General features: G+C 61.7%; 18 protein-coding genes. 11 read left to right on the top strand and 7 right to left on the bottom strand.

Annotated features, from left to right (window positions below):
* Nucleotides 1-10: 10 nt before the first annotated feature.
* The 7 genes from NKH97_RS04075 to nanR form a co-directional block, all read right to left on the bottom strand.
* A complete protein-coding gene (locus NKH97_RS04075) occupies nucleotides 11-859 on the bottom strand; it encodes a carbohydrate ABC transporter permease (RefSeq protein WP_031213481.1) in 849 nt (282 codons plus the stop codon).
* Nucleotides 859-1,860: a carbohydrate ABC transporter permease gene (locus NKH97_RS04070; RefSeq protein ID WP_245273236.1), complete on the bottom strand. Its 1,002-nt coding sequence runs from the start codon at nucleotides 1,858-1,860 to the stop codon at nucleotides 859-861. Before NKH97_RS04070 ends, NKH97_RS04075 begins: the two co-directional genes overlap by 1 nt.
* A gap of 27 nt (nucleotides 1,861-1,887) precedes the next feature.
* Entirely contained in the window at nucleotides 1,888-3,543 is a 1,656-nt protein-coding gene (locus tag NKH97_RS04065; protein ID WP_127296120.1) for an extracellular solute-binding protein, read from the bottom strand.
* Nucleotides 3,544-3,663: 120 nt separating this feature from the next.
* Entirely contained in the window at nucleotides 3,664-4,716 is a 1,053-nt protein-coding gene (locus NKH97_RS04060) for an NAD(P)-dependent oxidoreductase (RefSeq protein ID WP_352795495.1), read from the bottom strand.
* A gap of 14 nt (nucleotides 4,717-4,730) precedes the next feature.
* Complete coding sequence (locus NKH97_RS04055; protein ID WP_352442884.1) at nucleotides 4,731-5,507, bottom strand: HpcH/HpaI aldolase family protein; 777 nt, start codon at nucleotides 5,505-5,507, stop codon at nucleotides 4,731-4,733.
* A 46-nt stretch (nucleotides 5,508-5,553) separates the two neighbouring features.
* Nucleotides 5,554-5,859 carry a putative quinol monooxygenase gene (locus NKH97_RS04050; protein ID WP_023811937.1) on the bottom strand — a complete coding sequence of 102 codons (306 nt, stop codon included), beginning with the start codon at nucleotides 5,857-5,859 and terminating at the stop codon, nucleotides 5,554-5,556.
* Nucleotides 5,859-6,566, bottom strand: coding sequence for a transcriptional regulator NanR (gene nanR / locus NKH97_RS04045; RefSeq protein ID WP_023811936.1), 708 nt, complete (start codon nucleotides 6,564-6,566; stop codon nucleotides 5,859-5,861). The genes NKH97_RS04050 and nanR overlap by 1 nt, the downstream gene beginning before the upstream one ends.
* A gap of 177 nt (nucleotides 6,567-6,743) precedes the next feature.
* Here nanR and NKH97_RS04040 point away from each other — a divergent pair, with 177 nt between their 5' ends.
* From NKH97_RS04040 to NKH97_RS03990, 11 genes are all read left to right on the top strand, one after another.
* Entirely contained in the window at nucleotides 6,744-6,923 is a 180-nt protein-coding gene (locus NKH97_RS04040; RefSeq protein ID WP_128304509.1) for a hypothetical protein, read from the top strand.
* A gap of 485 nt (nucleotides 6,924-7,408) precedes the next feature.
* The gene (locus NKH97_RS33285; protein ID WP_502895870.1) at nucleotides 7,409-8,524 is read left to right on the top strand and encodes a heme-binding protein; all 1,116 of its coding nucleotides are present in this window, start codon (nucleotides 7,409-7,411) and stop codon (nucleotides 8,522-8,524) included.
* The gene (locus NKH97_RS04030; protein WP_352775182.1) at nucleotides 8,521-10,401 is read left to right on the top strand and encodes a methanol/ethanol family PQQ-dependent dehydrogenase; all 1,881 of its coding nucleotides are present in this window, start codon (nucleotides 8,521-8,523) and stop codon (nucleotides 10,399-10,401) included. The genes NKH97_RS33285 and NKH97_RS04030 overlap by 4 nt, the downstream gene beginning before the upstream one ends.
* Nucleotides 10,382-11,251, top strand: coding sequence for a substrate-binding domain-containing protein (locus tag NKH97_RS04025; protein WP_352775185.1), 870 nt, complete (start codon nucleotides 10,382-10,384; stop codon nucleotides 11,249-11,251). The genes NKH97_RS04030 and NKH97_RS04025 overlap by 20 nt, the downstream gene beginning before the upstream one ends.
* The gene (locus tag NKH97_RS04020; RefSeq protein WP_352775188.1) at nucleotides 11,248-11,781 is read left to right on the top strand and encodes a c-type cytochrome; all 534 of its coding nucleotides are present in this window, start codon (nucleotides 11,248-11,250) and stop codon (nucleotides 11,779-11,781) included. The genes NKH97_RS04025 and NKH97_RS04020 overlap by 4 nt, the downstream gene beginning before the upstream one ends.
* Before the next feature lie 14 nt (nucleotides 11,782-11,795).
* Entirely contained in the window at nucleotides 11,796-12,791 is a 996-nt protein-coding gene (gene coxB / locus NKH97_RS04015) for a cytochrome c oxidase subunit II (protein ID WP_352795595.1), read from the top strand.
* Nucleotides 12,788-14,758, top strand: coding sequence for a cytochrome c oxidase subunit I (gene ctaD / locus NKH97_RS04010; RefSeq protein ID WP_352442888.1), 1,971 nt, complete (start codon nucleotides 12,788-12,790; stop codon nucleotides 14,756-14,758). The genes coxB and ctaD overlap by 4 nt, the downstream gene beginning before the upstream one ends.
* The gene (locus tag NKH97_RS04005) at nucleotides 14,755-15,360 is read left to right on the top strand and encodes a cytochrome c oxidase subunit 3 (protein WP_352775747.1); all 606 of its coding nucleotides are present in this window, start codon (nucleotides 14,755-14,757) and stop codon (nucleotides 15,358-15,360) included. Before ctaD ends, NKH97_RS04005 begins: the two co-directional genes overlap by 4 nt.
* 133 nt (nucleotides 15,361-15,493) lie before the next feature.
* Nucleotides 15,494-15,703: a hypothetical protein gene (locus NKH97_RS04000; protein WP_352442890.1), complete on the top strand. Its 210-nt coding sequence runs from the start codon at nucleotides 15,494-15,496 to the stop codon at nucleotides 15,701-15,703.
* Nucleotides 15,700-16,578: a cytochrome c oxidase assembly protein gene (locus tag NKH97_RS03995; RefSeq protein ID WP_352442891.1), complete on the top strand. Its 879-nt coding sequence runs from the start codon at nucleotides 15,700-15,702 to the stop codon at nucleotides 16,576-16,578. Before NKH97_RS04000 ends, NKH97_RS03995 begins: the two co-directional genes overlap by 4 nt.
* Nucleotides 16,559-16,975: a c-type cytochrome gene (locus NKH97_RS03990; protein ID WP_352442892.1), complete on the top strand. Its 417-nt coding sequence runs from the start codon at nucleotides 16,559-16,561 to the stop codon at nucleotides 16,973-16,975. Before NKH97_RS03995 ends, NKH97_RS03990 begins: the two co-directional genes overlap by 20 nt.
* The last annotated feature ends 46 nt before the right edge of the window (nucleotides 16,976-17,021 follow it).

Raw genomic sequence — 17,021 nt, 5'->3', positions numbered from 1 at the left:
CCTTCCCTTCCTATCCGCGAACGGCGCCGAGCGTCAGCCCGCGCACGAGATGTCGTTGAGCAAGCACTCCAAGGGCGATCGATGGCACAAGGGAGACAATGGCAAGGGCTGCGGCTTCACCATATTGTGCGCCCTGGAAGCCGATGAAGGCTCGGAAGACCGTTGGCAGCGTAAAGGCAGTTCGGCTGGTCAAAATCAGAGCGAAGAAGAACTCCGTCCAGCAGGCAATGAAGGCGAAGACAGCCGCCGCGACGATGCCTGGTGCTGCGAGCGGCACGGCAACGCGCCAGAACGCCTCCCATCTCGTGCAGCCATCGACGAGGGCCGCCTCCTCCATCGACTTCGGCATGCCGCGGAAATAGGCAAACATCATCCAAACCGACACCGGTAGCGTGAAGACCGTGTAAGCTAGGATCAGCCCGATATGGGTGTCGTACAGCCCGACGCCACGATAGATAAGGAATACCGGCAGGACGATGCCTATCGGTGGCAGGAAGCGCTGCGACAGGACCCAGAAGGACAGATGCCGGCCGCCCGTGTTGTAGCGCGCCAGACTATAAGCCATCAGCGTGCCGATCAGTGCCGAAAGCACCGTCGCCGAAAGCGAAATAATCAGGCTGTTGATAAGCCCGTCGAGACCGCGATAGGTGAACAGCGCAGCTTCGTAGTGGACAAGCGTCGGTGCGGCAGGGAACCAGACAGGCGGTACGGTGAGGTAGTCGTCGCTGGGCTTGATGGAGGTGTTGAACATCCAGTAGAGCGGCCACAGCACAAACACCAGGAAGAACCCCAGCAGCAGAATTCGGCCGATCGGCAACGACCGGCGTTTCCTGCGGCGGGCGGGCGCGACGGCGGCCATTAGACCGGTTCTACCTTCAAGAGCCGACGCACCAGCAACGTCACGATGAGCGCCGTAAAGATCAGGAACAGCCAACTTCCTGCTGTTGCTTGCGATAGATGAAACTGCGTGAAGCCGACGGTATAGAGATAATAGGAGGCCGTGTAAGTTTGTGTTCCCGGGCCACCGCCTGTCATGATGAAAATGGTATCGAACATACGGATTGCGTCGAGCAGACGGAAGGTCAGGGCCAGCAGCATCATCGGCCCGAGATGCGGGAGCGTGATCGCCCAAAAAGCCTGCCAGGCGTTGACGCCGTCAAGTTCTGCCGCCTCATAGAGATTGGGTGGGATTGCGGTCAGCCCAGCGAGCAGGATGACGAACATGAACGGCGTCCACTGCCAGACATCGGCGATGATCAGCGAGATATAGAGCCACGGGCGCTCCGTCATCCATCCTATCGTAACCTCCTGCCCCAATAGTTGCGTCAGGATATAGTTGGTCGGTCCGAAAGGCCGCTGTAAAAGCAGCGTCCAGGCCTGGCCGACGATGACCGGGCTGATGAACAGCGGCACGATCAGGATCGACATGATCACACCGCGGCCCGGAAAGCTGCGCACCATTGTCAGCGCCACCAGGAGACCGAGCACGAATTCGATAGCGACGCTGATGCCCGACAGCCATGCTGTCAGCAACAGCGACCAACGTGCTACTGGATCGAACACGACCCGCTCAAAGTTCTTCAATCCGACAAAGGCGTGGCCCGGCACCTGGAAGTCGTAGTTGATGAAAGATACCACCAGCGAGAACAGAAGCGGATAGATCGAGAGCGCCAATATCAGCAGCACCGCGGGCGCCACCAGCAGCCACTTGAAGTGACGGTCTGCCCATTGGGCAAAGGCAGACAGCCGGGGCGGTGCGCCGGCGGCCTTCAAGCGACGGATCGTGGCGGTGGGCTGCATAGGCGTATCCAAAAATCGCCGCTTAGCGGGGAGGTGTTGCGAGCCAAGCGCCCGCAACACCAATTGCTCCAGACAGCATGCCTCCCCTCAGAGGGTGACCGCCATGCCAAGTTTTTCCACCGTGTTGTCGGCAGTGGCGCCAGGCAGTTTCAAGAACTCGGTGTAGAAGCCTTTCTGCGAATCCACACCCAGTCGGTCGGTCGTCTCGTTCCACTCGGCGGCGGCCGTTTCAAGCGACGCCTTCGCATCCGCCCCAGCCCACACCGCGGTGCACATGCGGTCGATGCTCAAGAAGTAGTCCTGCGCGCCTGGCATGATCGGATCGAGCAGACCGACATTTGCCGAGTTGTTGAGGTTGGCAAGGTACTCCTTGGCACTGGGGAAGAGCGCGCCGTAGAGCTCGGACTTGAAGTGCGAGATGCGGTATGGGTCGCGTAGCGCATAGGGCAGCATGCAACGTGCCAGCGAGACGGGTGGCGAGCATACCCATTGCATGAACAGATATGCCGCCTCTGGGTTGGGCGAATCCGCGGACAGTGCCTTGTTGTAGCCGGTCGCATGTTCCGGATTTCCCGGAACGACGGCATAGCCGACCTTGCCAGCGATCTGCGACTGCGGAATGAAGTTGATTGCCGTGGCGGACTGCGAATAGTTCGCCGCCATACGGCCGCTAGGAGGCCAGGAATAGATCATCGCGACTTTGCCGGTCAGGAAAGCCGCCCACAAGGAAACGGCGTCGAGCTCGTTGTTGCCGGGGATCGAGGCCTTGTTTGCGGCGAGCATGTTTGTCAGCGTCTTGACGCCGGCATCCGACACCAAGCCGGCCTTCATGTCGTCTCCGAACAGTTTTCCGCCGTTGGCGCGGTACTGCTGCAGAAAGTCGAACTGATTGCCAGGGCTGCCCGCCTTGCGGAAATGTCCCGCGCCATAAACCTTTGGCGCCATCTGGTCGGTAATGAACTGGGCGATCTGGGCATATTCTTCCCAGGTCTTCGGCGGTCCAAGCTTGGCGTTGAACTTCGCCTGGTAAGCCTCCACCATTTTCGGATCCTCGAAGATGTCCTTGCGGTAGTAGAGAGCGAACATGTCGCCGTCGTCGAAGAACCCCCAGATCTTTCCCTTGTAGGTCGGCAGCGCCTTGTACAGGGGATGATAGTCCTCGAGGTCTGCCGGGTTCATGTATTTGGCGATGTAGTCGTCTAGAGGGGCAATGACGCCGCCATCGGCAAGCGACGGTGTCCAGGCCGGCGAGATGTCGAGAACGTCATAGGCACCCGAGCCGGCGATGTGCTCGGCGACTGCCTTGGAGTACTGGTCAGGGTTCGACAGTTCGACGACATTCGACTTCATCCCGGTAAGCTGCTCCCACATCGGCCCACTGAAATTGCGCGGATCGAGTGCCTGCAGGCCAGCCTCGTAGGTCATGTTGAGGGTGACGCCCGAATGCGCCTTGGCCGCCTCCGCCGCGCGAAAGGCGGAACCGTCCGCCGGCCCTTCCTTCGATGCTTTTAGGGCTGCGGCCTGCGCCTGGCCGAGCGGCGACGTGGCGTCCGCCAATTCCAATGTTTGCTGCGCCATCGCCCAATCCGTCATCATCCCCAGCATCGGGCCGGACACGGCCAACATGCCGGTCATCTGACCGAAGCGGGTGATGAAAGTTCGGCGGGTGGTTTCGCCGCTCATGAAGGCGTCGACCTCTGCTTCGAGACCTGCCTGAAAGTCACGTTTTTCACGATCGTTCATAGTGCTTGGTCCTCCCATTTCCATTTGCTTCACTCGTCCGCCGGCGCTGCGGTCAAGCATTTCCTCCCGTAAGGTCGCCGCAAAGGGGCCGCGGCGGCGCGCCCAAAAATCAGTGTCCTCCTAGGTTCCGAAGCGGGCGGCGAGCCCCGACAGCCTGGTCTTCCACAGCTCGCTCGAAAGAACCTCGCGATTGACCACGCCGCGCGGCTCCCGACCGCACTGCACCTCCATTACCGCTTTGACGTCGGCGGCACCGTTGCCGGCAAAGCACTGGTCGGTCCAGCAAAGTGCGTGCGGCGCCAGGATGACATTGTCGAGTTTGAGGATCGCATCGTCTGCGTCGGGAGGCTCTTGTTCCAGCACGTCGAGACCGGCGCCGGCGATGCGGCGCTCCTGCAGCGCTTGCGACAGCGCTTTCTGGTCGACGATCGGGCCGCGCGCGGTGTTGATCAGGTAAGCTGTCGGCTTCATCAGGGCGATCCGCTCAGCGTTGACGATGTGGTGGGTCTGAGGCGACAGGGGGCAACTGACCGACAGCACGTCGGCGCGGCGAAACAGATCCTCCAGCCCGACCAGCTCGACGCCCAGGTCGGCAGCGACCCTCTTGTCGGCAAACGGGTCATGGGCAATGAATTGCATGTCAAAGGGCTTCGCCAAGCGGAAGACCTCGGCACCGATGTTGCCGATGCCCAGTGACCCAAGCGAACGCCCGACGAGGCCGACCCCCATGTGATCGGAGCGCTTCTCGAAACCAACAGACCCTTTGCGGGTGAGCGCGTCCTTTGTCAGCAGTTTGCCGGTCAGTGCCAGCATGAAGGTGATGACGGATACGGCGACGGGGCGTCGCACGCCATCGGGCGTGATGACCAAGGCAATGCCGGCTGCGGTGCAGGCCTCAACGTCGACAGTGTCGTAGCCGACCCCGAAGCGGGCAACGACGGCCAGGCGCCCGCTCCTTGGGATGCTCGTGGCATCGAAGCGATGGGCGAGGAGGATCAGCGCATCGAAATCCTCAAGTTGGTCGGCGCGAAGCGGACTGTTTGACTCTAGGAACACCATCTCGACGCCTGTCGCATTGCGCAGTGGCACCAGATCGAAATCTGGGTAGGTCGGCGAGCCGTCCGGCTTGCGGAAATCACCGGAAAGCGCCACCCTGAATTTTACGCTGTCCATCGTCTCCTCCGCTCCTATTCGCACCCGGCCCGGATCTTGGAAACCGCGTCGGCGATCGCGTCGTGCAGAACCCAAACGTCGCCTGAATAACAAATAAAATCAAAACCTTGTGCGTAGAAGTCGTGTCCCTGCGCGACGTTGGGCACCAAGCGTCCAAGCGATTTGTTGTGCTTCTTGGCGGCGGCAACGATTTTGGCCATTGCAGCAGTGAAAGTGGGGTGGGCGAAGTCGCCAGGAATGCCGAGCGAGACGGACAGGTCGAAATGTCCGACCCACAGACAATCGACCCCGTCCAGTCCCGCGATGCCGTCAATGTTCCTGACGCCGTCGGCGGTCTCTATCAGGCAGATGAACGTCGAGCGCTTGTTGGCGGCTGAGAATTTATCAGTGACCGAGCCCGGACGGTAGCGGTCATGAGCGATCTGCAGCGCCACGCCGCGGACGCCGGCAGGGTGATATTTCATGGAATTGATGATGTGCTGCGCCTGCTCGACGGTACTCACCATCGGCGCGATCAGGCCTTCGGCCCCCATATCCATGGCGCGGGCAAGGAAATGGTAGTCCTGCGATGGCACACGCACCATAACCGGCAGGTCGGCCGCCTCGAAATAGCGGATCGCACTCTTCACCGTCTCCAGGCTGAAGCCCGAATGCTCCATATCGAAAAAGACGAAGTCACAGCCAGCGGACTTCAGGATGTGACCTATACCCGGCGTCGCGAACTCGGCGACGAGCGTACCAAGTTTGACCCGCCTGTGAGAAGTTAACGCCCTGAGACTTGGCTCTGACATGCACTTCCTCCCGTTCGCCCAAAAGGGCCAATCCGCCTAGTTCTCGTCAATGCGTGGCCTCAAGAACGAGGTCGCAGGTCATCACCAACTTGGTCACGACGAGCGGCGCGCTCTGCGTATTGAATTCGTCGAAGTGAGCGGTGCGGCAGTGCTCCTCGAATGCGGCCTCGCTATCGTAAATCTCATAGAGCAGGACCCGGTCCGGTTCGCCGCGCGCCTCCGTCACGTCAAAGCGGCGGCAGCCGGCCTCGCTGCGCATCGACGCGGTTGCATTGGCGTCCACAAGTTCGCGGAATCTGCCCCGGGCACCCGGCTTGAGGCGGAAATCGACCCAGACCACGAAGCCCCTCATCACTTGGCACCTGCAATTTCCAGATAGCGCCTGGACACATATTCCAGATGCCTGCGCATAGCCGCTTCGGAGGCGTCTGGATCGCGCGCGGCGACGGCATCAAAGATTTCGCGATGAGCCTCATAGGCCTTGCGGTCTTCACCTTTGGCCAAAGTCGTGCGCCGCTGTTCGAGCAGCCATTCGGCCAACGCCGCGTGGATAGCTGTGAAGATTCGATTGCGGGTGATCACCGCCAGCACGTAGTGGAAGTCCACGTCGGTGCGCTCGAAGCGCGTCAGGTCCCCGATCGACTGTCGGTTGATTTCAAGCGCCTCTTTGAGACTTTCAATATCTTCTGGGGTGGCATTGATGGCGGCGTTGCGGGCAAGACCGACTTCGAAAAACAAACGCGCGCTCTGGAAGTCATGAACCCCGCCGGGGGCCGAAATCATGTGACGCGCCGGCCCCGAGAGGGCGTCGATCACGAATTGGGGCGTTGGCCGAGTGACGCGGGCGCGCTCGCCGGATTTCACCTCGACAAGGCCCATCTTGCTCAGATGCAGCAGGGCTTCGCGGATTGAAGGGCGCCCGACCCCAAACTGCCTCATGAGTTCCCGTTCGGATGGGAGCCGGTCGGCTTCGGCCAGCTCTCCCTCGCGGATCATCCGCTCAAGGTGCGCTGCAACCTCGTCCGAAAGCTTCCGCGGCTTGATCAGAACTCCGATCATTGGCATACCTGTTATACCAATACGCTATGGCCCCAGAGCGCCTCTGTCAACGATCCTTCTACCAACAGACGCTCGTGACCAAGTGAGAACGGTCATTGTTCTTCCTGTCAAACGAGTATCTATCGGCGTTCGCCCAACTGAGACGCCGCACAAAGTTGGAACGAATCTGGCGTAAAATTGGCTGGGCGCATCGACGCCGGCATCGAGGAGGCGCTCGCCCGCTTTGGCATCGATACTCGTGGCGCAGCAGACGGCTGGGGAGCGACACTCGACAGCGTATATGACGGAGCGATTGAGGCGCTGACCTCCCTTGATGCTAGCTTTGCAAAGGCACTAGCGATCATCGCCGAGGGCTGAGCATGGCAGACATCGATGCTACACAGCGCGTCATCGAACATCTTTTGACGCATTTCGCCTGACCAAAAGCGGGCGCAAGCAGTCCGGCGGCAACGGGCTGTAACCGACTGTCAGGTCTCGGCAGGCATTTGAGATAGCTGCCGTTCTCCATACGATCCCCAGTTGGACGATAAGACCAAGCGTCCCAACAGCCAGAAGCGGACATCGTCAACGAGTTTAATTTACGCAGCCAGGATCGACCTCGCAGTTCGGGCCGATGCGACACCCATCCGGAACGCCATAGCTCAAACCCCTCAAGCGCTTCAGCGCAGCGTTGCAAAAGGTCGAGCTGCGTTGCGGACCTCGGGTCTGCCGTTCGTTCTCCTCCGTCACGGCTGGTATACGGAGAACCACACGCCTTCCGTGATCCCTGACCTCTCTGGGCAGCATGATCCCGACCGCTTCCTGCAACGGAGGGCGATCATTTCCACTAAATCCAATGCTTTATGAGGAAAGCCGGTGGTACCGTTGGCTGGGATCAGTTCGCCCATCAACCAACTGTTTTTGTCACGTTTTTCCTTCCTGCGGGGTGTTGTTTGTATCACAATATGTATCACAGCAGGCAGCACAATCTCGCCGCGGATATTCCGCCGGCGACACGGACAGATGGCAACTTGCATCGGCGTACGAGGGGGCTGCGCAATTTTTTGCAGAAGCAGGAACATAGCTGCATCGCCCAAGTTAAATACCGACGGCATTGGATCACGGCTTCATTCTCGCATTTCCAGTCTGCCAGAGTGCTCCGGGATTCTTTGATGCTCGAACGAATGGGCAGGACAATGTATCGCTGTCAGCTTTTGCTATCAGCCTTTGGTCTGGTGTTGTTGACGGGTGGCCTGTTCCCACAGGGCCAAGCCATGGCACAGGCGCCCTGCCCGGCCGACCACGATAAGCTGCTCGCTGTCCTCAAGGCCAATGTGAAAGCAAGCGGCGGACCTGCCAACGGTGGCTTTGAGACCAACGAATGGGCCGCTATCGTCGCCCGCGACGGCGCCGTATGCGCGATCGCTTTCAGCGGTCCCACCGCCGATTCGCAATGGCCAGGCAGTCGCCTCGTCGCGGCAGAGAAGGCCAACACGGCCAATGGACTCAGCCTGGCGCAGATGGCCCTATCGACGGCCAATCTCTACGCGGGGGCGCAGCCGGGCGGGCCGCTTTTCGGCTTGCAGGAGACCAATCCGGTCAACCAGGCCGCGGCCTATGCGGGCGATCCCAAAACGTTCGGAAGCGCCAGCGATCCCCTCGTCGGCAAGCCGATTGGAGGCGTCGTTGTGTTTGGCGGCGGACTTGCCCTCTATGACGGCAAGAGCATCGTCGGAGGGATCGGGGTTTCCGGAGATTCCTCATGCGCCGATCACAATGTCGCCTGGCGTGTTCGCGCGGCGCTCGGCCTCGACAAGGTTCCCGCCGGGGTCAATCCCAATCGCAAGGACGCCATCGTCTACGATCTCGATCCCGGCGGCAAAAGCGCCTCGGGCTGGGGTCATCCGCTTTGTGCCGGCACCGAGGCTGACATCGCGGCGGAGCTCGGCGCCGGCGTGGGAGGCTCGATCCACAAATGAAAGGCATGCTGCACCCGGCACCGGCGCGCGTTGACGCAGGACAAGGCGCCCGCGCATTGGCGACCTGGAATTCTTTTCGCACCTGCATACTCCCGGTGATGCTGCTGGCATGCGGCCCATTCCTGAGCGGTGCCTCGGAGCCCCCATCGGCGGCGGCTATTGCGCCGCCCGCCGCGGCCGCGCCACCCGATGACGGGCAATGGACAATGCCGGCCAAGAACTACGCGTCGACCCGCTTCAGCGACCTGACCGAGATCAACGAAGGCAACGTCAAGAACCTGCAGGTCGCCTTCACCTTCTCGACCGGCGTGAACAAGGGCCAGGAAGCAGCGCCGCTGGTTGTCGGCAGCAGCATGTACATCGTCACGCCCTTTCCCAACATCGTCTACGCACTTGACCTCTCCAGGCCAGGCGCGCCGATGAAATGGAAGTACGAGCCCAACCCCGAGCCGGCGGCACAAGGGGTGGCCTGCTGCGATGTCGTCAACCGCGGCGCGGCCTTCGCCGACGGGCGCATCTTCTTCAACACGCTGGACGGCCACACGATCGCGCTCGATGCCGATACGGGCAAGCCGATCTGGAACGCTCATATCGGCAACATCAACATCGGCGAGACAATCACCATGGCGCCGCTGGTGGTGAAGGGAAAAGTTCTGGTCGGCAATTCCGGCGGCGAAATGGGCGTCCGCGGCTGGGTGAAGGCGCTGGATGCCGGAAACGGGCATGTTGTCTGGACGGCTTATGGCACTGGACCCGACAAGGATGTGCTGATCGGCCCGGACTTCAAGCCCCACTATGACATGGACAAGGGCACAGACCTTGGCGTGACGACATGGCCGCCCGAAGCCTGGAAGATCGGCGGCGGCAATATGTGGGGCTGGATCTCCTACGATCCGGACTTGAACTTGATCTTCCACGGCACAGGCAATCCAGGACCGTGGAATCCGGATTTGCGGCCAGGCGACAACAAATGGACGTCCGGTATTTTCGCGCGTGATCCCGATACCGGAGCGGCGAAGTGGTTCTATCAGTGGAGCCCGCATGACCTCCATGACTATGACGGCATCAACGAGCAGATCCTTCTGGACATGACCTGGCAAGGCAAGCCGCGCAAGGTCCTAGTCCGACCGGAACGCAACGGCTACCTCTATATCCTCGATCGAACCACTGGCGAGGTGCTGTCGGCCACAGCCTATGGCCCGGTCAATTCCAGCAAGGGCGTCGACCTGAAGACCGGCCGGCTGATTGCAAACCCCGACAAGAGAACCGGCACCGGCAAGGTGGTGCGAGACATTTGCCCGACAGCGTCCGGCCTCAAGGACTGGCAGCCATCGGCCTTTTCGCCGAAGACCGGCCTGCTCTACATCCCCCACAACAATCTCTGCATGGATGAAGAAGGCGTCGAGGTAAACTACATCGCAGGCACGCCCTATGTCGGCATGAACGTACGCATGATCCCCGGGCCGGGCGGCAATCGTGGTGCCTTCACCGCCTGGGATGTTGCCGCCGCCAAGCCGGCCTGGGTCCTGAAGGAGAACTTTCCGGTGTGGAGCGGCACCGTCGTCACTGCCGGCGATGTCGTCTTTTACGGCACCATGGAAGGCTGGTTCAAGGCGGTCAGCGCCAGGACTGGCGACCTCCTTTGGCAATTCAAGACATCGTCCGGCATCATCGGCCAGCCGATAACCTATCGCGGCCCCGATGGGCACCAATATGTCGCAACTCTGTCAGGCGTCGGTGGCTGGGCCGGTGCCATCGTTTCCGGCGACCTCGACCCACGCGATGCCACCGCGGCACTTGGCTTCGTCAACGCGATGAAGGATCTAAAGAACGCTACCACGGCGGGAGGCACGCTTTATGTGTTCCGGCTGCCTTGATGGATTGGACTTGACCGTACGTCCGGCGCGAAAGGCGTTCCAACGGGTGGCCATCGGCATGGCCGGGCTCGCCTTGTTGCTCTTGCCGGCTATTGCCAATCCACGTGAGTTGAGAGTGTGCGCCGACCCGAACAACATGCCGTTTTCCAACGCGGCCGGTCAAGGCTTCGAGAACAGGATCACGGAAATTATCGCCACTGATCTCGGCGCCAAGCTGACGTATACTTGGTGGGCGCAGCGCCGTGGCTTCATCCGTAACACGCTGAAGGCAGGCCTTTGCGATCTCGTGCCCGGCACGCCTGCCAATCTCGAAATGCTGCGCACGACCACGCCTTACTACCGTTCGTCCTATGTCTTCGTGACCCGCCAGGACGGCCCGGACGTGACCTCCTTCAACGACCTGCGGTTGCAAGAATTGCGTATCGGTGTTCAGCTCATCGGCGACGATGGCGCCAACTCGCCGCCTGTCCAGGCGCTTGGCCGCCGCGGCATCGTCGGGCACCTCATCGGCTACCCCGTCTATGGCGACTACTCCGCTCCCAACCCTCCGGCGCGCATCGTCGAAGCTGTCGCGAACGGCGAGATCGATCTTGCCGTGGTCTGGGGTCCGCTCGCCGGCTATTTCGCCCAGAGGCAAAAGGTGTCGCTCCGGATCACGCCGGTCACGCCTCGCATCGACGGACCGCAACTGCCGCTAATGTACGACATCTCAATGGGTGTTCGGCGCGAGGACGATGCGCTGCGTGGCGATGTGAATAGCGCGCTTGCCAGACACAAGGCCGAGATCGACGCGGTTCTGGCACAATACGGCGTACCGCGTCTGGACATGGCCGGGAGTCCGGCGCGATGAGGCACGCTCTGGCGTTGTTACTGCCCTTGACGCTGACCCTGGTCGCCTGCCAGCGCGAGGAGCGCGACACGCAACCGCAATCGGCGCTCGGCTCAGGTGAGCAGCCGACGCCTGTGACCACGTTGGAGCCGGGCGGACAGCGCCCCTCCCCCACCGACAACAAGGCGGCGAGCTTCGAGGCCAACGCCTTCCACATGAGCGAGGGCAAACGCCTGTTCAACTGGTTCAACTGCTCGGGCTGCCATGCCAATGGCGGTGGCGGCATGGGCCCGGCGCTGATGGACGAGAAGTGGCTCTACGGCAGCTCGATCGAAAGCATCCACGCCACGATCCGCGACGGCAGGCCGAACGGGATGCCGAGCTTCGGCCAGAAGATACCCGACGACCAGATATGGGAGCTGGCGGCATATGTGCGTGCACTGGGCGGCAACGCGCCCTCCTCCGCCGCGCCGCAACGCAATGACGGCATGATGGTGCATCCCTCGGAAAACCGCCTGCCGGATGCCGCGACACTGGGCAAATCACCGTGAAACGCCCGGCTTCGATGACCTTCGCCCTCTGTGTCCTGCTTCTTCTGCAGGGATGCGCAGGCTGGCAGTCGGCGCTGGATCCGAAAGGCCCCGCAGCCGGCGAGTTGGCTTGGCTGATCTGGTTCTTCACCGCGCTTTGCGCGGTTGTGTGGGTGCTGGTGATGATCGCGCTCGCAGCACCGCTGGTTATGCGATCGCGTCCCGGCGATGAACCCCTCTTACTCGACGAAGCGGCCGAACGCCGCAAGATGCGCGTGGTCGCGTCCGCCGTCGGACTGACCGCCATCATCCTGATCGGACTGACGCTGCTAAGCTTTTTCGCCAACAGGACGCTGGCTGCGATCGGCTCGGAGGCTGTGCTGACAATCAGGGTGACCGGGCACCAGTGGTGGTGGGAGTTGCGCTACGAGGATGCTACGCCGAGCCGCATCCTCACGACGGCAAAAGAGATCCATATCCCTGCCGGCGAGCCGGTGCGGCTGCTATTGACCTCGACCGATGTGATCCATTCCTTCTGGATCCCAAGCTTGGCCGGCAAGCTCGATCTTATCCCCGGCCACATGAACGTGCTGGATATCAAGGCGGACAAGCCGGGCGTCTACCGCGGTCAATGCGCTGAATTCTGCGGTGCGCAGCACGCCAATATGGGCACCTTCATCATCGCCGAGCCGCGCCCGAAATTCGATGCCTGGCTGAACGACCAGTTGCAGCCGGCCGGCGCGCCGGCGAGCGGCGAAGCCAAGGCCGGCGCGGACCTGTTCCTCAAACGCCCCTGCGTGATGTGCCACAGGATCGGGGGAACGCCGGCCGGCGGAACGGTGGCTCCCGACCTCACCCACATCGCCAGCCGGAAAACATTGGCGGCCGGAACGCTGACGATGAGCCGCGGCAATCTCGCCGCCTGGATAGCCGACCCGCAAGGCATCAAGCCGGGTTCCCACATGCCAGTGGCAGATCTCAACGGCGACGAGCTCAACGCAATCGTCGCTTATCTCGAGGGGCTGAAATGAGCAGCGCCGATGTCACAGGCGACCGCCACATCCCGGAACCAGACCCCGCCAAGGGCGACCTTGCTCCCGAACGTGACGGCCCCCGCGATACGGGCATGGATGATGCCAGCCTGCATCGCTGGCTCGAGCGCACCTGGCGGACGCCGTCCGGCATCGTCGGAGCGCTCTCGAGCGTCGATCACAAGGTAATCGCACGACGCTATTTGATCACCGCTTTCGTCTTCCTTGGTCTTGGCGGTCTCAACGCTGTCGCCATGCGTATCCAGCTTTCGGGACCGCAACGCGGCCTGATCGGGCCCGACCTCTACAACCAGCTGTTCACCATGCATGGCGTTACGATGATGTTTCTGTTCGCCGTGCCCATCGTGCAGGCGACCGGGATCTACCTGGTGCCGCTGATGGTGGGCACCCGCAACATCGCGTTTCCGCGCCTGAACGCGTTCAGCTATTGGATCTACGTCTCGGGCGGCGCTTTCGCCTGGGTGTCCTTTGCCCTCAACATGGCTCCTGATGTGGGCTGGTTCGCTTACGTGCCGCTGTCCGGCCCCGAATTCGCACCGGGCAAGCGCGCCGATGTCTGGGCGCAGATGATCACCTATACCGAAGTGTCGTCATTGGCCGTCGCGGTTGCGACCATCGTCACCGTGTTCAAGCAGCGAGCCCCCGGCATGTCGCTGGACAAGATCCCACTCTATGTCTGGGCGATGCTGGTCACTTCCTTCGTCGTCGTCTTCGCGATGCCGGCGGTGATGATCACCTCGACTTTCCTGATCCTTGACCGCCTGGTCGGCACGCACATCTTCAACCCGGCGGAAGGTGGGGATGCTCTGCTGTTCCAACATCTCTTCTGGTTCTTCGGCCATCCGGAAGTTTACATCATCTTCTTGCCGGCGACGGGCATGGTCTCTTCGATCATCCCCGCTTTCGCCAGGCGACCGACATTCGGCCATCTCGGGCTTGTCCTGTCACTCTTCGCTGTCGGCCTCCTGTCGTTCGGGCTCTGGGTCCATCACATGTTCGCCACCGGATTGCCGAAGCTCGGCGCAAGCTTCTTCACCGCGTCCAGCATGATGATCGCCATTCCGAACGGCGTGCAGATCTTCTGCTGGCTGGCAACATTATGGGATGGCAGACCGGTGATCCGGACCCCGCTGCTGTTTGTCTTCGGCTTCTTCTTCATCTTCGTCATCGGCGGGCTAACCGGCGTCATGCTCGCCTCGGTGCCACTGGATCTTCAGGTGCACGACACCTATTTCGTCGTCGCGCACTTCCATTACGTGCTGATCGGCGGCTCGGTGTTCCCGCTGCTTGGCGCGGCTTATTTCTGGTTCCCGAAGATCACCGGCCGCATGATGAGCGAACGCCTTGGGCGGTGCCATTTCTGGCTGGCCTTCATCGGGTTCAATGCGGCCTTTTTCCCGATGCATCTCGTCGGCCTATGGGGCATGCCACGACGGGTCTACACCTATCCGGCCGAGCTTGGCTGGGGCAACATCAACCTTTTCATCTCGGCAGGGGCGCTGCTCTTCTTCCTGAGCTTTGTCCTGTTCACTTTCAATCTTGTGCATGGCGCGTTGAAAGGCACCTCGGCCGGCAACAATCCGTGGGACGCAGGAACCTTGGAGTGGGCAACATCCTCGCCGCCGCCGAGCTATAATTTCGCACGCATTCCCATCGTCACCCATATCGAGCCGCTCTGGGCCGAGCGCGAGACGCTCCCTGTAGCGACCGGGCTCCGCGTCGATGCGCGCGAGCTCCTCATCTCCACCGTGGCGGAAGCTCATCCCGACATTCGTGAGAAATCGGCCACACCGTCGATCTGGCCTCTTTTCGCGGCGCTCGCCGTCGGTGGTACGTTTCTCTATTCGATTTTTACGCCTTGGGCCATCGTCTGGGGCGCCGCGCCGATCGCCATCACGTTGATCGGTTGGTTCTGGCCGAAGGGCGATCCGGAGGACCAGGAATGAAGCATCGAGTTGCCGCCGATCTTTCAGGACTGCCGACCTTCGGGCATGGTCCGCATAGCCCGACCTGGTGGGGCACGCTGGGCTTCATGGCGCTCGAAGGCACCGGTTTCGCGCTGGCGGCGGGCGCGTATCTCTACCTTGCGCTGTCATGGCCAGCATGGCCGCTCAGCGCACCGCAGCCGAACCATTGGCCCGGGACGATCGTCACGATTTTGTTTGTCGTCAGCCTTGTGCCCAACCACATCCTGCACCGCTATGCCAAGCAATGCTCCATTGTTCCGGTGCGGATCGGCCTGTTGGTCATGTCGCTGCTCGGCATCGCTCCGCTCGTTGTGCGCTGGTTCGAATTCGCCGCCCTCAACATCTATTGGGACACTAACGCCTATGGATCGATGCTCTGGGTGCTGCTTGGCCTGCACACCACGCACCTCATAACAGATGTCGGCGACACCATCGTGCTGACAGTGCTGATGTTCACGCGCCACGGCTATAGCGGCCGGCGCTTCGGCGATGTCGGCGACAATGTCTTCTACTGGGATTTCGTGGTCCTGACCTGGATCCCGATCTACGTGCTCATCTATTGGGCGCCGAGGCTAGGCTGAGATGCGAGCGTTGCGGTTGGGAACGTCTTGGGGTGGTCTTCTGTCAGGTCCGCTGGCCTGGGCGGTCTCGACACAGCTGAATTATGCGCTGGTGCCTTGGCAATGCAACCGCCAGGTGCCGGTCGTGCTTCCCGTGGCGCTGCTGCTCGTCTTGTTGTCGCTGCTCGGCGGGGCGCTGTCGTGGCGGGCGAAGCGGCGAGGCGGTGCCGGATTCAAACCGGAGCGTACGCGCGGCACAGAGCGCTTCGTCGCCAATCTCGGGATGTTGTCGGCGTTGCTGTTTGCGCTTGTGATCCTCATGCAAGGCAGCGCGGCGCTGATCCTGGATGAGTGCCTGCGATGAACCTGGACGCGCTGTTCCCTACTTCCATCTGCTACGGCGCCGGCGCGCCCGGGGCCGGGTGGACGCTCGCGCTGCCCATCACCCTGCCACTCGCCGTGCTTGCCTTGATATATGTCGTTGGCGCGAGCCGGCTTTGGCGGCGCAGCAGCCGCGGCAGGACGTTGCGGCTGCGCCAGGCTCTGCTGTTCACGGCCGGATGGGGCGTGTTGACAGCCGCATTGGTCAGCCCGATTCATATGCTCGGCGAGCAGGTCTTTGCGGCGCATATGATCGAGCATGAACTGCTGATGGCCGTGGCGGCGCCGCTGTTGGTCTCTGCCTGCCCGGCTGCTGCCTTGATGTGGGGCCTACCCACCCGGTTCCGGCGCATTCTGGGAATTGCCGGGCACGCCAATTGGCTGAAGGCGGTCTGGGCTTTCGCAACGCGGCCGTTCATGGCGACCATTATCCACGGCATAGCCATATGGATCTGGCACATTCCGGTGTTATTCGAAGCCGCGCTCGAACGCGGCGTGCTGCACTATGCACAGCACGCGAGCTTCTTCGGAACAGGGCTGCTGTTCTGGTGGGTCCTCTTGCCGCGTCCCGGCCGCCAGCATGCCTATGGGAGCGCAGTGATGCACCTCTTTGTCACCTCGCTGCATACCGGGCTGCTCGGCGTCCTCCTGTTGCTCTCGCCACGCCTCTGGTACCCGGATAACGCCGTAGGAGCGGCACTGTGGAATTTGAGCCCCCTGGAGGACCAGCAACTTGCCGGGCTGGTGATGTGGGTTCCGGCTGGATTGATATATGGCGGCGCAGCTCTGCTGCTGGCCGCGTTGTGGATCAAGGCGAGCGGAAGGAGGGAGGCGGCGCATGCGTACGAGCTTGTCTAAACTGCTTGGCGCGGTCATCGCCGCGCTAGTGCTGCTCGTCGCGGCCGTGGCCGGAATGACTTGGTGGTCCGATCGGGCCGCGCGCGTCCGCCACGAGGCGGAGGCGGCCACGGGCGGTGACACTGCGAGGGCCTTGCCGATCATGACTGCGAATGGCTGTTCCGGCTGCCATACGATAACGGGCGTGCCGGGCGCGCAAGGGCAGGTGGGTCCTCGCCTGGATGCCAGTCTTGCTGGCCGCGTCTTTATCGGCGGCGGGCTGGCCAACAATCCAGAGAACCTGATCCGCTGGATACGATCGGCCAGGGAAATCGATCCGCACACGGCCATGCCATCGACACGGATCACGGAGCAGCAGGCGCGCGATATCGCGGCCTACCTCTACGCTCTAAAATGATCTTAGCGGTTCATCGTCTGAACAACAACGCCGGCCCTTCTGAAGA

Source organism: Mesorhizobium sp. M0870 (assembly GCF_040319775.1).
Classification (GTDB): domain Bacteria; phylum Pseudomonadota; class Alphaproteobacteria; order Rhizobiales; family Rhizobiaceae; genus Mesorhizobium.
This window is presented reverse-complemented; position numbering and strand designations above follow the sequence as displayed.